Source organism: Phyllobacterium sp. MT110 (genome assembly GCF_058792715.1).
On record NZ_JBXAFE010000002.1, the window covers coordinates 264554 to 280054 of the forward strand.

Genomic DNA, 15501 nt, shown 5'->3' on the forward strand with positions numbered 1-15501 from the left:
TGACAACAATGTGGATGGGTTGCCCTTGAGGTTAAGGGCATCGGGATGATCAAATAGGCCCTGGGCCTGTCTTGCCCAACGGCTCTACAGAGAAAGCCTCATTGCTCGGTGTCGGATGTGTCCGAGGTAACCGTTGGTTGCTTGATGGTCTTCTGCATGATGGGAAGGAACCCCTTCACCATGACCGCAACGCCTTGGGTGGTCGGGTGCATTCCATCCGCCTGCAGCAACGAGGCCTGTGTCGCAATACCCTCCATGAAGAACGGATAAAGCGGAACATCGTATTTCTTGGCGAGATCAGGGAAGATTGCGTTGAATTTCTCTTCGTAGTCGCCGCCCATGTTCGGTGGGGCGAGCATTCCGGCGAGAATGATCTGAATTTTGCGCTTCTGCAGCTTCTCGATCATTTCAGCCAGGTTCTTTTCGCTGATCTCCGGCGAGATGCCGCGCAATGCGTCATTGGCACCCAGCTCGAGGATGACGAGATCGGTGCCATCCGGGACGGACCAATCAAGGCGTGCAAGGCCCCCGGTCGTGGTATCTCCGGCGACACCGGCATTGGCGATCGAAATTTCGACGCCCTTGTCTTTCAAGGATTTTTCCAGCTGTGCGGTGAAGGAATCCTGCACGGGAAGCTCGAAACCGGACATCAAGCTGTCGCCGAACCCGACAACGGAGAGAGCGTGGCCGGACACAGGATTTTGATTAGCCAAGGTCAGAGAGGGCAGGGCAACAAGGCCGAGCGACACAACGATCTTTATCAATGGTTTGAATATCATGTTCGGGTACCCATATCTGACCGGATGCGACTTAAGTCAGTGTCGACCATAGCGTAAAGGATCTGCATTCGTGACTAAATCTGTCATCACACTCGATCACATTGAGTTGACTCTTGGGACGGGTGCTTCCTCGGTGCATGTACTCAAGGGCATATCCCTTGCCATCGTCGGCGGGCAATCGGTGGGCATCGTCGGGCCTTCGGGCTCGGGAAAGTCGACCTTGCTGATGGTGCTGGCCGGACTTGAGCGGATCGATTCCGGCTCAGTCGAGATTGCCGGGCAAAAACTGGAAACGATGAGCGAGGATGCAACGGCAGCCTTTCGCGGCAAGAACATCGGGATCGTTTTTCAGTCCTTCCACCTCATTCCCAACATGACTGCGCTGGAAAATGTCGCTGTTCCGCTGGAGTTGGCGGGGCATCCGGACGCCTTTGAGATCGCTCGGCGTGAGCTGGCCGCAGTCGGCCTGGCAGACCGGGTCACCCACTATCCCGGCGAGCTGTCCGGCGGTGAACAGCAGCGGGTGGCAATCGCCCGTGCCCTTGCGCCTTCACCGAAAATCCTTATCGCCGATGAGCCAACCGGCAATCTTGATACGACGACCGGCCGGCAGATCGCCGATCTGCTCTTCCAGAAACAGAAGGATCTCGGTCTCACCCTGGTGCTGGTCACCCATGATCCGGCGCTTTCGGCCCGCTGCGATCGCGAGATCAAAGTCCGTTCGGGACTGATCGAGGCGGATGAAGACGCCCCGCAACTGAAGAAAACCGCATGAGTGTCAACGGTTCTGCTGCTTCGCCGTCGCTCAAGCTGGCCCTGCGTTTCGCATTGCGCGAAATGCGCAATGGCCTGTCGGGATTCTATATTTTCCTTGCCTGTATTGCCCTGGGTGTAGCCGCGATTGGTGGCGTCAATTCGGTAGCCAATTCGGTCACATCGGGCATTTCCACGCAAGGGCAGGGCATACTTGGCGGAGATATCCGCTTTCAGCTCAATCAGCGTGAAGTCAATGCGGAAGAACGTGCCTTTGTTGAAAGCAAGGGCCGTGTCGCGGTCGCCGCCAACATGCGTTCCATGGCCCGGCTGGCCGATGGTTCCGATCAGTCTCTGGTGGAGGTGAAAGCCGTCGACAATGCCTATCCGCTTTACGGATCGCTGGATACCGCGCCGAAGCTGGACAAGGGCGCTCTCTTTGCCGAAAGAGAGGGTGCATTCGGTGCTGCCGTTGCCCAGATTTTTCTCGACCGGCTCAATCTGAAACTCGGCGACCGGGTCTTGCTTGGCTCAGCCACATTTGAATTGCGGGCGGTGATCGACAACGAGCCGGATGTATTGTCGGACGGTTTTGGGTTTGCGCCGCGTTTTCTTGTCTCGCTTGAGGGATTGCGCGCGGCCGGTCTGGTTCAACCGGGCAGTCTGGTCGAACACAGCTACAAGATTGCCCTGCCAGCGGGTGCCAGCGAGGCAGATATTGCACGCATTCGCAATGAAGCGCAGGAAAAATTCCCGCAGGCCGGCTGGACCATCCGCAGCCGCTCCAATGCCGCTCCGTCACTGAGTGCCAATGTCGAGCGGTTCTCGCAGTTTCTGACATTGGTCGGGTTGACGGCACTGATCGTCGGCGGTGTCGGCGTGGCCAATGCGGTCCGGGCTTATCTCGACGCAAAACGCGGGGTCATTGCCACGTTCAAGTCGCTGGGTGCGCCGGGCTGGTTTGTTATCGCCGTCTATCTCATTCAGATCGTGCTGATTGCCCTGCTCGGTATCGCCGCTGGCTTGATCCTGGCTGCAATCATTCCCTATGTCGCAGGCTACGCCCTGCAGAGCGTGCTGCCCATTGCGGCCAAGGGCGGCTTTTATCCGGGCGCGCTGGCGTGGGCCGCACTGTTCGGCCTGTTGACCACGTTGGCGTTTGCCATCCTGCCCCTGGGCCGGGCACGCGATATTCCGGCGACGGCCTTGTTCCGCGAACAGGGTTTCGATCAGCGCGGCTGGCCAAAACCTGTCTATATCGCGGTGGCGGCTGTTCTTGTCGCCACGCTTTGCGTCCTGGCGGTGATGTTCGCCTATGACCGGCGTATCGCCATTACGTTCATCGGTGCGGTCGCTTTTTCGTTCCTTGTGCTACGCGCTGTCTCCAGCCTTGTGCAGTGGCTGGCGCGCCGTGCGCCGCGGGTTCGCTCCACGGCGCTTCGCCTTGCCATCGGCAATATTCACCGGCCCGGCGCGTTGACGCCGTCGGTCGTCCTGTCGCTCGGATTGGGGCTGACACTGCTGGTGACGCTGGCGCTGATCGATGGCAGCTTGCGCCAGCAGCTCGCCGGCAACTTGCCGGAACGGGCACCGAACTTTTTCTTTGTCGATATCCAGAGCACGCAGGTCGACCAGTTCACCAGCCTTTTGCAGAAAGCCGCACCACAGGGCAAGATTGTCAGCGCGCCAATGCTGCGCGGCCGCATCGTTGCGTTCAACGGCACGGATGTCGGCAAGCTGACCATACCGCCGGAGGGGGCATGGGTGTTGCGTGGGGATCGCGGCATCACCTACGCCAAGAAGATACCGGAAAACTCGGTGCTGACAGCGGGTACCTGGTGGCCCGAAGGTTACACCGGCGAGCCGCTGGTATCCTTCTCGGCCGAGGAAGCGCGTAACCTTGGCCTCAAGCTTGGCGATACGGTCACCGTCAATGCGCTCGGCCGCAACATCACGGCGCGCATTGCCAACTTCCGGCAAGTGGAGTGGGAATCGCTTGCGATCAATTTCGTCATGGTGTTCTCGCCCAATGCTTTTGCCGGCGCCCCGCATGCCTGGCTTGCCACGCTCACCGATCCCTCTGCGACAACACAGGAAGAGGCCACGGTCATGCGTGATGTGACCCGGGCTTTTCCTGCCGTCACGTCCGTGCGGGTGAAGGATGCCATTAGCATTGCCAACGAGCTGGTCGGACAGCTGGCGGTTGCAATCCGCGCTGCGGCGTCGGTAGCTCTGATCGCCTCCATCCTTGTGCTCGGCGGCGCGCTTGCGGCCGGCAACCGCGCCCGCGTGCATGACGCGGTGGTCCTGAAAACTCTTGGCGCCACGCGGCGCACCCTGATCAAGGCGTTCAGTTACGAATATGTCATTCTGGGGCTGGCGACAGCAACTTTCGCGCTCCTGGCTGGCGGATTGGCGGCCTGGTATGTGGTTGTGCGGGTGATGAAGCTGCCTGCATCATTCCAGCCGGAAGTGGCGGTTTCCACGCTGGTCTTGGCGCTGGTTCTGACCGTCGGATTTGGCCTTGCGGGAACCTGGAGAATCCTTGGTCAAAAGGCGGCTCCGATCCTGCGAAACCTCTGAAATCGTTAAAAAAGCGTAATATGCGAGCGCTTTGCCCGCATTTGCCCGCCAAACACGCGATCTTGAGTAAAACAGGTCTTGTTATCGCCCTGCTGAATCCCCATAATTCACCGCATGGCATGCTGGGGTCCCGCCAGCGGCGCCTGGGAATAACCCCCGACACCCGACGGGACGAAGCAATGAGGAAAACCATGGCTGACTATCGCAACATCCAGGCCCGTACATCGGCCGGAATGCGTGTGGACGCGGGGATCGATCAAGGTCTACGCAGCTACATGCTGAAGGTCTACAATCTGATGGGGATCGGTCTCGCAGTGACCGGTCTTGCCGCGCTTGCAATTGTTTATCTCGCAACCACCAATGACGCATCACTTGCCGCGCATCAATTGCCGAATGGCAAGATGCTGACCAGCCTTGGCGTGGCGCTTTACGGCTCGCCCCTGCGTTGGGTTGTTATGCTCGCACCGCTCGCAGCGGTGTTCTTCTTGAGCTTCCGCATTGAGAAAATGAGTGTTTCGGCGGCCCAGACAACCTTCTGGGTTTATGCAGCGCTCGTCGGTGTTTCTCTGTCGTCGATCTTCCTTGTCTATACGTCGGGAAGCATCGTGCAGACATTCTTCATCACCGCTGCATCCTTTGGTGCGCTGTCGCTCTACGGCTACACGACGAAGCGCGATCTATCCGGAATGGGTTCGTTCCTGTTCATGGGTCTGATCGGCATTCTCCTTGCCGGTGTGGTCAACATCTTCCTGCAGTCCAGTGCTTTGCAGTTTGCAATCTCTGCGATCGGCGTTCTGGTCTTTGCGGGTCTGACGGCCTATGACACCCAGAGCATCAAGGAAATGTACTATGAAGGCGACAGCTCGGACACCTATGGCCGCAAGGCGATCATGGGTGCGCTGCGCCTCTATCTCGACTTCATCAACATGTTCATGTTCCTGTTGCAGTTCCTCGGCAACCGCAACTGATCCTGGACGTTATGAACGAGTGAAAAAGGGCGGCGGAAACGCTGCCCTTTTTCTTGGCGGCATTGCATTCATCCGGTATTTTTGCGATCGATTGCGGTCATGACCAGCATTCATATCCGCCCGGCACAGCCCACTGACCTGCCCGCTATCACCGCAATCTATCGCGATGCAGTTCTGCATGGTACGGCCACCTACGAGATCGAGCCGCCCGCGCTGGCGGAGATGACCAAGCGGTTCCATACGATCACCAGTGATGGTTTCCCCTACAGCGTGGCAGAGATGGACGGCGTCGTGAGCGGCTACGCCTATGCCAGTTATTTCCGTACCCGCCCGGCCTATTGGTGGAGTGTCGAGGATTCGATCTACATTGCGCCGCAGGCCAAGGGTAAAGGCATGGGCAAAGCCCTGCTTCAACGCTTGATCATCGATTGCACAGCGCTTGGATTTCGCCAGTTCATCGCTGTTATCGGCGATGGTCACGCTGCGTCAGCGTCGGTGCGCCTGCATACCAGTTGCGGTTTCAGGCATTGCGGCATCATTGAAGGATCGGGTTTCAAGCATGGCCGCTGGCTGGATACGGTTCTCATGCAGCTTGATATGAATGGCGGGACCACGACCCTTCCGGGGCCGGCACCTTTGAGAGGTTGAGCAGCTTTAGCTCCGCACGACCTGCAGCGATTTGTCGAATATCCTGAGTACCCTGTCGAGTTCCGTGCCGCGCTTGAGAATAAGACCGCTCGCGGCAATCACGCTATAGGCGCCTTGCTTGCGGGCCAGCCGCGGATTTTTCTCAATCCGGAACATCGGCACTTCACTGGTTCGGCGAAATACAGAAAACACAGCCCGGTCATTCAGATGGTCAATGGCATAATCGCGCCATTCGCCTGCTGAAACCATGAAGCCGTATATTCTGAGGATTTGATCAAGTTCCCGCCGATTGAATGTAACGGGGAGATCACGTGCGCCGGAGAGTGAAATGAGTTTCGCCTGCTGTTGCGATTCGTCGCCACCTGCATTGCTGTCCATCAATCAATCCGCCCTTAGATTTGCCGTATGACAACTGGATGACAGAAGGGTGACCTGTTCCGCCCGCATTTACAAGCCTGTAAGTGTCCGGGCGCGCGCAATTGAACGCAAAAATGTCGTTGTCATTGTGCCTTTCACAAAGGAATACGCCCTGTTTCCATTGGTGATGTCTGGCCACAGTTTCGCCATGTTGCACTCGCATTGCCGCCGGATTTCAGACCCACCTTCAGCCCGTTGTCTGAGACGGTTCGGTCTTGAGCGGTCCGATACCCCAAGCCCCCCGCCCAAACGGGCTGTTCTGGCCGAACCATTCAGTCTCTCAATGGCAACAAGCCCCAAGACTTCAGGCTGGTTTTACCAGCCTTTTTTCTTGTCTGCAGAAATGCTCTTTAAAATCAGGGCTTTGTCATGATCGAGGCGCCAATGATAGGCCCCGGTTTGCCTTCACCAAGCATTTCCTGCAACAGGACAGCGCAGCCGGAAGCCTTCTTGCTGGCGATTTCGGTCAGCGGGATTTCGATCTTCTGCGATTTGCCATCCCACATGCCAACGGTTTCCATCGCGCGGACGCTGTTGGCGTAGCTGACATTGCGCCCGCCATTCTCGCCATCGGGTATGGAAACAATGGTTTCCTTGTTGAAATAGGCGAGAAGAACACGCACAGGATTTTTTGCGGCAGCCCCCTCACCAATATTGATGACCAGGCGATCCGGAGAGGTTTTTTCGATCGATACGGGAATTGTCAGTCCAGAATCACCATTGCGCATCTCATCGATTCGGCGACGGATTTTAGCGCCGTCCTGACCGTTTACATGCTCGCGGCCATTGAGGATTGCCTGCGGTGTGTAAACACCTGTCAGTCCAAGTGCCTTGCGATAGGCATTCTGCCGCGCGGTGTTTTCGGGCAGCGCAAGATTGTCCACCCACCCGCGATAATCCCAATAGTCAACATGGAAGGCCAGTGCGACGACTTTCCCTTCGGCGACCAACTGCTTGAGGACGGCATCGGCAGGTGGGCACGAGCCGCAGCCCTGCGAGGTATAAAGCTCAACCACGCCATCCGGTTTCGTGCCGATGCTCCCGGCATAAACCGGCCACGTGAACCCCGCCGCTACAAGGAGCGGGCAGACGATCAGAATGGCTTTGAGCAGGGTGCGCAGGGTCAAGGGTACGAGCTTTCTTCCCGAATTTTTCTTTGATCTTGTATGAGAGTGATTGCCAGACAATTGATAAGGATGCGTTTTATCAAGAGGAAGTCACTTTGAGGTGAATTCGATCACGTTTACAGGCAAAACCATATAATTATTGGCGAAATCGCGAAAAAAAGACCGCCGGTTGCCCGGCGGTCTCCGATTTCAGAGCTTTTCGCTGCTTTAAGCGGCGAGATCGCGCAGCACGTACTGCAGGATGCCGCCGTTCTTGAGGTATTCCAGCTCATCGATTGTATCGATACGGCAGATCAGCGGTACCTGCTTGACCGTACCATCGGCGAACGTCACAGTGGCATGGGTCTTCTGGCGCGGCTGGATCGTGGCAAGACCTTCGATGGAAACGGTCTCATCGCCCTTCAGGCCAAGCGACTGCCAGCTCGTGCCCTCTTCCAGCACGAAGGGGACGATGCCCATTCCCACGAGATTCGAACGATGGATGCGTTCGAAGGACTGGGAAATCACAGCGCGAACGCCGAGAAGGTTCGTGCCCTTGGCCGCCCAGTCACGCGATGAACCATTGCCGTATTCGATACCGGCAAAGATGACGAGCGGGACATTCTCGCTGCGGTACTGCATGGCGGCATCATAGATCGGCATTTCCTCTTTCGAGGGGTAATGGATCGTGTACCCGCCTTCGCGGCCATTTTCACCAAGCATGTGATTGCGGATGCGGATGTTGGCGAACGTGCCGCGCATCATCACTTCATGGTTGCCGCGACGCGTACCGTACTGGTTGAAGTCCAGGGGTGCCACACCGTGATCAGTTAGGTACTTGCCGGCAGGCGAGGCCGCCTTGATCGAACCGGCCGGAGAGATGTGGTCGGTGGTGATCTTGTCGCCGAAGAGACCAAGGATACGCGCACCCTTGATATCGTTGACGATGCCCGGTGTCTTGCCCATGCCGACAAAGTAGGGCGGGTTCTGCACATAGGTCGAGTTGTCATCCCATGCGTAGGTCTGGCCAGCCGGCACCTTGACGTCCTGCCAGTTCTGGTCGCCCTTGAACACATCCGCGTATTTTGATGCGAACAGCTTGCGGGTGACGTTCTTGGTGATGAACTCCTGGATCTCGTGCGAAGACGGCCAAATATCCTTGAGGAACACCGGGTTGCCGTCCTGATCTTCGCCAAGCGGCTCGGTTGTCAGGTCCTTGGTGACCGAACCGGCCAGGGCATAGGCAACAACCAGCGGCGGAGAAGCCAGGTAGTTCGCCTGGACGTCCGGCGAAACGCGGCCTTCGAAGTTGCGGTTGCCGGAAAGCACGGCTGCAGCGATCAGACCCTTGTCATTGATGGTCTTGGAGATCGGTGCAGGCAGCGGGCCGGAATTGCCGATGCAGGTGGTGCAGCCGAAACCAACGAGATTGAAGCCGAGCTTGTCGAGTTCAACCTGCAGGCCGGCATTTTCAAGATAGGCGGCAACAACCTGCGAGCCGGGCGCCAGCGACGTCTTCACCCAGGGCTTGGACTTCAAACCCTTGGCAGCGGCGTTGCGGGCGAGAAGGCCGGCGGCAATCAGCACGCTCGGGTTCGAGGTGTTGGTGCAGGAGGTGATCGCGGCAATGGCAACATCGCCATGGCCGAGATCATAGTCTTCGCCTTCAACCGGATAACGGGCATCAAGCTGCGTGGTCTTCTTGTATTCCTTCTGCAGCGATTCGTGGAAACCGGAGGCAATGCCCTCGAGGGCAATACGGCCTTCCGGACGCTTCGGGCCCGCCATGGACGGCACCACGGTGCCGAGATCGAGTTCCAGCGTGTCGGTGAAAACAGGATCGGCCGAGCCGGGTTCGCGCCACATGCCCTGCGCCTTCGAATAGGCTTCGACCAGTGCCAGACGCTCTTCGTCGCGGCCGGACATATGCATGTAGTTGATGGTTTCGCGGTCGATCGGGAAGAAGCCGCAGGTGGCGCCGTATTCCGGACCCATATTGCCGATGGTGGCACGATCAGCCAGCGTCATGCTCTCGAGGCCGGGGCCGAAGAACTCGACGAACTTGCCGACGACGCCCTTCTTACGCAGCATCTGAACCACGGTGAGCACGAGATCGGTTGCCGTGACGCCTTCCTTGACCTTGCCGGTCAGGCGGAAGCCGATGACTTCAGGCAAGAGCATGGAAACCGGCTGACCCAGCATGGACGCTTCCGCTTCGATGCCACCAACGCCCCAGCCCAAAACGCCAAGGCCGTTGACCATGGTCGTGTGCGAATCAGTGCCAACGCAGGTATCGGGATAGGCGACGGTGACACCGTCTTCTTCCTTGGTCCAGACTGCCTGGGCCAGATATTCAAGGTTGACCTGATGGCAGATGCCCGTACCCGGAGGAACGACGCGGAAATTCTTGAATGCCTGCTGGCCCCACTTCAGGAAGCGGTAACGTTCGCCGTTGCGCTCATATTCGAGATCGACATTGCGCTTGAAAGCCTGCGGATTGCCGAACTCGTCAACGATCACCGAGTGATCGATAACCAGATCAACCGGGACGAGCGGATTGATCTTTTCCGGGTCGCCGCCAAGGTTGACCATGGCATCGCGCATTGCTGCAAGGTCCACGACCGCAGGAACGCCAGTAAAGTCCTGCATGAGGACACGGGCCGGGCGATAGGCGATTTCAGCGCCGGCACTGCCGCGATCGACAAGCCATTTGGCGACGTTTTCGATGTCCTTCTTGAAAACCGAGCGATTGTCTTCAAAGCGAAGCAGGTTTTCGAGGAGGACTTTCATGGAGAAGGGAAGCTTGGAAATGCCTTCCAGGCCGTTTTTCTCAGCTTCGGTCAAGCTGTAATAGACATATTCCTTATCCCCTACGGATAGGGTTTTACGGCATTTGAAACTGTCGATTTGAGACATGTTGCGTCGTCCTTATGCTACTGGCCTCACCCGGGACGAACGCCTTTGCCGCGTTTCAAGGACGCGCTAAGGTGCGGGTGCAGTCATTTCCGCTGTCCGTCCCGCTACAGGTCCGAAAAGGCGCCCGTATTGAAGATCGGCCAAAAATGGTTTCCATGCCGACCGCTGGCATGGTTGACTGCTATATAGAGATTTTCATCGATCTGTGCCAGACCGACATTCGTCAAAATTTGAGACTGCGTCGAAATGCACATGGGTCATTCCGGGCGGCACGTCGGGGTTAACAAGAGCGGGAACTTCATGCGGCTAGTCGCCGAAAATCTGGCAGGGGAGCGGGGCGGGGAGATTTTGTTTTCCGGGCTGAACTTTGCCGTCGCGGGTGGAGAGGCGCTGATGATTACGGGGCCGAACGGGGCCGGGAAATCAACGCTCCTGCGAATCATCGCCGGACTTCTGGACAAAGCCGAAGGCCGTATCCGGCTTGATGCTGCGCCAGCGGGTTTCGACGGGCTTGTTTCGGCCTGTCATTATCTCGGTCACCTCAATGCCATGAAACCCGTCCTGAGCGTCGAAGAGAATCTGCGCTTCTGGCAGTCGTTCAGCGGCATCGGGAACCATACGATTGATGAAGCGCTGGACCGCGTGCAGCTCGGTGATATCGGCCATCTGCCGTTCGGCTATCTCTCCACTGGGCAAAAACGGCGTGCCAGTATCGCGCGGCTCCTGATCAGCCATCGCCCGGTCTGGCTTCTGGATGAACCGACAGCGGGCCTCGACAAAGGATCGGAGGATCAGTTCGCCGGCGTCATGCGTGCGCATCTTTCCGGCGGCGGTATCGTCGTCGCCGCAACCCATCTGCCGCTGGGATTGGACGGGGCTCAGGAACTCGTGATGGGAAGGGGCGGCTTCTGATGCTTTCGCTGTTTCTCCGCGACACCCGCTTGGGTCTGCGTGCCGGTGGAGGCGTGCTGATCGGGATATTGTTCTTTCTCGCCGTTATCGCCGTCGTGCCGTTCGGCGTCGGGCCGGATTTGAAGCTCCTTGCACGAATCGGACCCGCGATGCTGTGGATCGGCGCCCTTCTGGCGACGCTGCTCGGTCTCGACCGGCTGTTTCAAGCCGACCGCGATGACGGATCTCTTGATCTGCTGATCATGGCTTCGGACCGACACATATTGGCGTTGACCGTACTGGTGAAATGTCTGGCACATTGGAGCACGTGTGTGCTGCCGCTGGTCATAGCTTCCCCTTTGCTCGGCCTGTTCATGAACATGGAGCCCGCAGCCATCGGCGCGACAACCCTGACCCTGCTCGTCGGCACACCGGCCATAACGCTGATCGGCGCCGTCGGCGCCGCGGTTGCCGTCGCACTGCCGCGCGGCGGCCTGCTCGTGTCGGTGATCATCCTGCCTTTGACCATTCCCGTGCTGATCTTCGGCGTGTCTGCAGCCTACGGGGCAGTGCAAGACCCCGCGCCTTTTGTCGCGCCCTTTCTTATTCTCGTTGCAATTACACTGTTCTTTGCGGTCATTGGACCGCTGGCAGCCGCCGCAGCGTTGAAATCGTCGGCTGATTGACATGCGCCGCGCGACGCACGATCCTTTCGGGCTTGGGAGGATCATGTGATGGTGAATTGCGAAACAGAGCCCGGGAAGCTAAGAAATCGCCATGACTGAAGCTGTTTCAAAAGCCGGACGCTGGATCGATCTGGCCAACCCAACCCGGTTCATCAACTTTGCCGGGATCGTGCTGCCATGGCTTGTCGGGATCACATTGCTGGTTCTGGCTGCCGGATTGTGGATGTCATTTCAAGCGCCTGACGATTATCAGCAGGGTTCGACCGTCAAGATCATGTTCATCCATGTGCCTTTCGCATGGCTGTCGATGATGTGCTACACGGTCATGAGCATTTCAGCCATCGGAACGTTGGTCTGGCGCCATCCATTGGCGGATGTCTCCGCCAAGGCAGCAGCACCCATTGGCGCTGCTTTCACTGCTCTCGCGCTCATTACCGGCTCTTTATGGGGCAAACCCATGTGGGGCACCTGGTGGGTGTGGGACGCACGGCTGACTTCGGTTTTCGTGCTGTTCCTGATGTATCTCGGTATCATTGCGTTGACCCGGGCGATGGACGATCCGGCAAAATCCTCCAAGGCGACGGCTATCCTGACGCTGGTCGGCTTTATCAACATTCCGATCATCAAGTTCTCCGTCGACTGGTGGAACACATTGCATCAGCCCGCATCGGTTATCCGCATGGGAGGACCAACCATTCATCCTTCATTGCTCTGGCCGCTTCTGGTGATGGCCGTCGGCTTCACGCTGCTGTTCTTCACCCTGCACATCATGGCCATGCGCAATGAGATCTGGCGCCGGCGGGTTGTCGCCATGCGCCGTATCGCGGCACGCAGTGCGGAACGGAGGGGGGTGTAATCATGACCCATACGGCTTTTGTCCTCGCGTCCTACGGCGTGTCCATAGCGGTCCTCGCGGCGCTCGTCGGCTGGATACTGATCGATCAGCGCACGCAGCGTCTCGCGCTGCAGGAGCTGGAAACCCGCGGCGTACGCCGCCGCTCCGAGGCGCGAACGGATAACGCATCGTGAGCGGACCGGATATCAAAGGACAGGCTCCACACCGACGCTTCTCGCTGTTCGCCTTCCTGCCCCTGCTGCTCTTTGTGGTTCTGGCCGGTATTTTTGCCTTCCAGCTCGCGCTCGGGCGGGACGAAAGTGTCATCCCCTCTGCATTGATCGGTAAGCCGGCCCCGTACCTGACCCTTCCGCCTCTGGCAGGATTGACCAAGGGCGGGCAACCGGTTCCGGGTATGGAACCGTCCGCCTTCAAGGGTCAGCTGACACTGGTCAATGTCTTCGGCTCGTGGTGTGTGCCGTGCCGTGCGGAACATCCGCTGCTGATGCAGCTCGCCAAGGACAAGCGGTTTCGCATCGCCGGTCTCAACTACAAGGACAAGGACGAAAATGCGCTGAAATTCCTGGGTGAACTTGGCAATCCGTTCGACATGATCGGTGTTGATGCGAGCGGCCGGGCCGGGATCGAATGGGGCGTCTACGGCGTGCCGGAAACTTTCCTTGTCGGTCGCGACGGCACCATTCTCTACAAGCACGTCGGGCCTTTCAGCGAGGCATCGATCCGCGATGATCTGATGCCTGCTGTCGAAAAGGCGCTGAAGCCTTAGAGCGGCTATTTTTCCTTGCCTTGCGTACCTTTGCCGGCCAAGGGTTCAAGCGAGTGTTTCATCACCAGAGGCATTTGCGCGAAGGTGAAAAGCAAGGTTATGGGCATGGTACCCCAGACCTTGAAAGCAACCCAGAAATCCGTCGAGAAGCTGCGCCAGACCACCTCGTTCAACACGGCCAGGAACAGGAAGAATATGCCCCAGCGCAGGGTGAGTTTGCGCCAGCCCTCGGCATTGAGCTTGAAGGCGCTGTCGAAAACATAGCCGAGAAGCGATTTGCCGAAGTAGAGGCCGCCCAGCAGGATCACCCCGAACAGGGCATTGATGATGGTCGGCTTTATCTTGATGAAATTTTCGTCGTGCAGCCAAAGTGTCAGCGAACCAAACACCAGAACCACGATGCCTGAAACCAGCGGCATGATCGGCAGGCTGCGGATCAATATCCACGACACGGCCAGCGCCAGTACGGTTGCGACCATGAACAGCGCGGTGGCGATGAAAATCGGCCCGCCGATGTTCGCCAGCGCGGGAAAGCGCTCGATCAGCCATTCGCCGCGGGAATTGGCGAAGAAGAAGACCATCAACGGTCCAAGTTCCAGCACCAGCTTCAGAAGGGGTGTAACTTCCTTGCGCTTGGGATCGGATGGATCCCGTTCAAATACGGATTGGTCCATCATGCAACTCCCGCGATGGCTTTGGCAAAATCTTTGGCGGCAAAGGGCTCGAGGTCATCGACCTGTTCGCCCACGCCGATGAAATAAACCGGCAATTTGTGCCTGGCTGAAATGGCAACGAGGATGCCGCCGCGTGCCGTGCCGTCGAGCTTGGTCATGACCAGACCGTTGACGCCGGCGACATTCTTGAAAATCTCGACCTGATTGAGGGCATTCTGGCCGGTGGTGGCATCCAGTGTCTGCAGCACGGTATGCGGTGCATCGGGATCGTTCTTGCCGAGGACGCGGACAATCTTGGCAAGCTCGTCCATCAGCTCGGTCCGGTTCTGCAGGCGTCCGGCCGTATCGATGATCAGGACGTCGCTTCCGGCCTCCTTTGCCTGTTTCCACGCATCATAGGCAAGCCCGGCCGCATCGGCACCGAGCTTCGACGAAACCACCGGTGCGCCGGTGCGCTTCCCCCAGATATGCAATTGCTCGATCGCCGCAGCGCGGAATGTATCGCCGGCCGCCAGCATGACGCTGAGACCACCCGCTGTGAGTTTGGCCGCGAGCTTGCCGATGGTCGTGGTCTTGCCGGTGCCGTTGACGCCGACAACCAGAATGACATGCGGCTTGTGCGAAAGGTCAAGTTCCAGCGGCTTGGCAACCGGCCCGAGCACCTTTTCGATCTCAGTCGCCATGATGGTGCGGACTTCTTCCGAACTGATATCCTTGCCGTAACGCGTGGCATTCAGGGAACCGGTAATGCGGATGGCGGTTTCCATGCCGAGATCGGCCTGAATCAGCACATCTTCGAGATCCTGCAGCGTGTCTTCGTCGAGCTTGCGACGGGTGAAGATTCCGCCGATGGAATCGCCCAGCTGCTGGGATGAGCGGGCCAGGCCCTTGCGCAGCCGCTCGAACCAGGTAAGGCGTTTCTCCGGCTCGGCGGCAACCTGCTCTTCGGCCTTCTTTTCTTCGACGGTCCTGGTGACTGTTACCTTTGACGAGGCCGGCTTGGGCGCCGCAACCGGCTCCACCGGTGCAGGCATGTCGACAATGGGTTCCGGCACATGCACGGGCGGGGTCAGCGCTTCTGCCAGCGTCTGTTCAAACGGCTCTTCCGCTGCGTTGAACGGAATGGGCAGCTCTTCCTCGACCGGTAAGATAACTGGCTCGGGCTCGGCCAATGCCGTTTCCGGGATAACTGGGGTTATGACCGGTTCGGGTTCGGGCTCGATTGCAACCGGCGCTGGTTCTTCAACGGGCACCGGCTCAACCAGCTCGGTCTCGACAGGTTCCGCCTCGGCTGGAAGGGCTAAGGCTTCCTGTGCCGTTGTGTCCTCATAAACCTGTTCGGTGGTCGGTTGAACGGGCGCCTCGAGCGCGGGGACAGGTATTTCGGCCGGAACCTCGTCGACTTCCTTCTTGCCGAATGAAAATATCTTTTTGATAAAACCCAGAGCCATGAATGCT

The 15501-nt window shown here is 58.3% G+C and carries 15 protein-coding genes; 9 read left to right on the top strand and 6 right to left on the bottom strand.

Going from position 1 to position 15501, the window contains the following annotated elements; translation table 11 throughout:
- Positions 1-98: 98 nt before the first annotated feature.
- Entirely contained in the window at positions 99-779 is a 681-nt protein-coding gene (locus AC1Q5O_RS12850) for an arylesterase (RefSeq protein ID WP_464661896.1), read from the bottom strand.
- Between the two features lie 70 nt (positions 780-849).
- Between AC1Q5O_RS12850 and AC1Q5O_RS12855 the strand changes: the two genes are divergently transcribed.
- The 4 genes from AC1Q5O_RS12855 (at position 850) to AC1Q5O_RS12870 (ending at position 5731) form a co-directional block, all read left to right on the top strand.
- Positions 850-1554 carry an ABC transporter ATP-binding protein gene (locus AC1Q5O_RS12855; protein WP_223613912.1) on the top strand — a complete coding sequence of 235 codons (705 nt, stop codon included), beginning with the start codon at positions 850-852 and terminating at the stop codon, positions 1552-1554.
- The gene (locus tag AC1Q5O_RS12860; protein WP_492563464.1) at positions 1551-4115 is read left to right on the top strand and encodes an ABC transporter permease; all 2565 of its coding nucleotides are present in this window, start codon (positions 1551-1553) and stop codon (positions 4113-4115) included. Before AC1Q5O_RS12855 ends, AC1Q5O_RS12860 begins: the two co-directional genes overlap by 4 nt.
- Positions 4116-4306: 191 nt before the next feature.
- Positions 4307-5083: a Bax inhibitor-1/YccA family protein gene (locus AC1Q5O_RS12865; protein ID WP_492563466.1), complete on the top strand. Its 777-nt coding sequence runs from the start codon at positions 4307-4309 to the stop codon at positions 5081-5083.
- 99 nt (positions 5084-5182) lie between these two features.
- A complete protein-coding gene (locus AC1Q5O_RS12870) occupies positions 5183-5731 on the top strand; it encodes a GNAT family N-acetyltransferase (protein ID WP_492563467.1) in 549 nt (182 codons plus the stop codon).
- A gap of 6 nt (positions 5732-5737) precedes the next feature.
- Here the strand turns inward: AC1Q5O_RS12870 and AC1Q5O_RS12875 are convergent, their stop codons facing one another.
- The 3 genes from AC1Q5O_RS12875 to acnA form a co-directional block, all read right to left on the bottom strand.
- A complete protein-coding gene (locus tag AC1Q5O_RS12875) occupies positions 5738-6109 on the bottom strand; it encodes a DUF2794 domain-containing protein (protein WP_346307062.1) in 372 nt (123 codons plus the stop codon).
- 395 nt (positions 6110-6504) lie between these two features.
- The gene (locus AC1Q5O_RS12880) at positions 6505-7275 is read right to left on the bottom strand and encodes a DUF1223 domain-containing protein (protein WP_492563469.1); all 771 of its coding nucleotides are present in this window, start codon (positions 7273-7275) and stop codon (positions 6505-6507) included.
- Between the two features lie 207 nt (positions 7276-7482).
- Positions 7483-10170, bottom strand: coding sequence for an aconitate hydratase AcnA (gene acnA, locus AC1Q5O_RS12885; protein ID WP_403179963.1), 2688 nt, complete (start codon positions 10168-10170; stop codon positions 7483-7485).
- 300 nt (positions 10171-10470) lie between these two features.
- Here acnA and ccmA point away from each other — a divergent pair, with 300 nt between their 5' ends.
- From ccmA to AC1Q5O_RS12910, 5 genes are all read left to right on the top strand, one after another.
- Positions 10471-11082 carry a heme ABC exporter ATP-binding protein CcmA gene (gene ccmA / locus AC1Q5O_RS12890; protein WP_492563470.1) on the top strand — a complete coding sequence of 204 codons (612 nt, stop codon included), beginning with the start codon at positions 10471-10473 and terminating at the stop codon, positions 11080-11082.
- Positions 11082-11747, top strand: coding sequence for a heme exporter protein CcmB (gene ccmB / locus AC1Q5O_RS12895; RefSeq protein ID WP_346307066.1), 666 nt, complete (start codon positions 11082-11084; stop codon positions 11745-11747). The genes ccmA and ccmB overlap by 1 nt, the downstream gene beginning before the upstream one ends.
- Positions 11748-11838: 91 nt before the next feature.
- Complete coding sequence (locus AC1Q5O_RS12900; protein ID WP_464661883.1) at positions 11839-12603, top strand: heme ABC transporter permease; 765 nt, start codon at positions 11839-11841, stop codon at positions 12601-12603.
- 2 nt (positions 12604-12605) lie between these two features.
- A complete protein-coding gene (gene ccmD / locus AC1Q5O_RS12905) occupies positions 12606-12776 on the top strand; it encodes a heme exporter protein CcmD (RefSeq protein WP_464661882.1) in 171 nt (56 codons plus the stop codon).
- Entirely contained in the window at positions 12773-13369 is a 597-nt protein-coding gene (locus AC1Q5O_RS12910) for a DsbE family thiol:disulfide interchange protein (protein ID WP_492563473.1), read from the top strand. The genes ccmD and AC1Q5O_RS12910 overlap by 4 nt, the downstream gene beginning before the upstream one ends.
- Before the next feature lie 5 nt (positions 13370-13374).
- Here AC1Q5O_RS12910 and AC1Q5O_RS12915 read toward each other — a convergent pair whose 3' ends face one another.
- Together AC1Q5O_RS12915 and ftsY are read right to left on the bottom strand one after the other, a co-directional pair.
- Positions 13375-14043, bottom strand: a complete 669-nt coding sequence (locus AC1Q5O_RS12915; RefSeq protein WP_472462197.1) for a septation protein A — start codon at positions 14041-14043, stop codon at positions 13375-13377.
- Entirely contained in the window at positions 14043-15494 is a 1452-nt protein-coding gene (ftsY, locus tag AC1Q5O_RS12920) for a signal recognition particle-docking protein FtsY (RefSeq protein WP_492563475.1), read from the bottom strand. The genes AC1Q5O_RS12915 and ftsY overlap by 1 nt, the downstream gene beginning before the upstream one ends.
- Positions 15495-15501 lie beyond the last annotated feature (7 nt).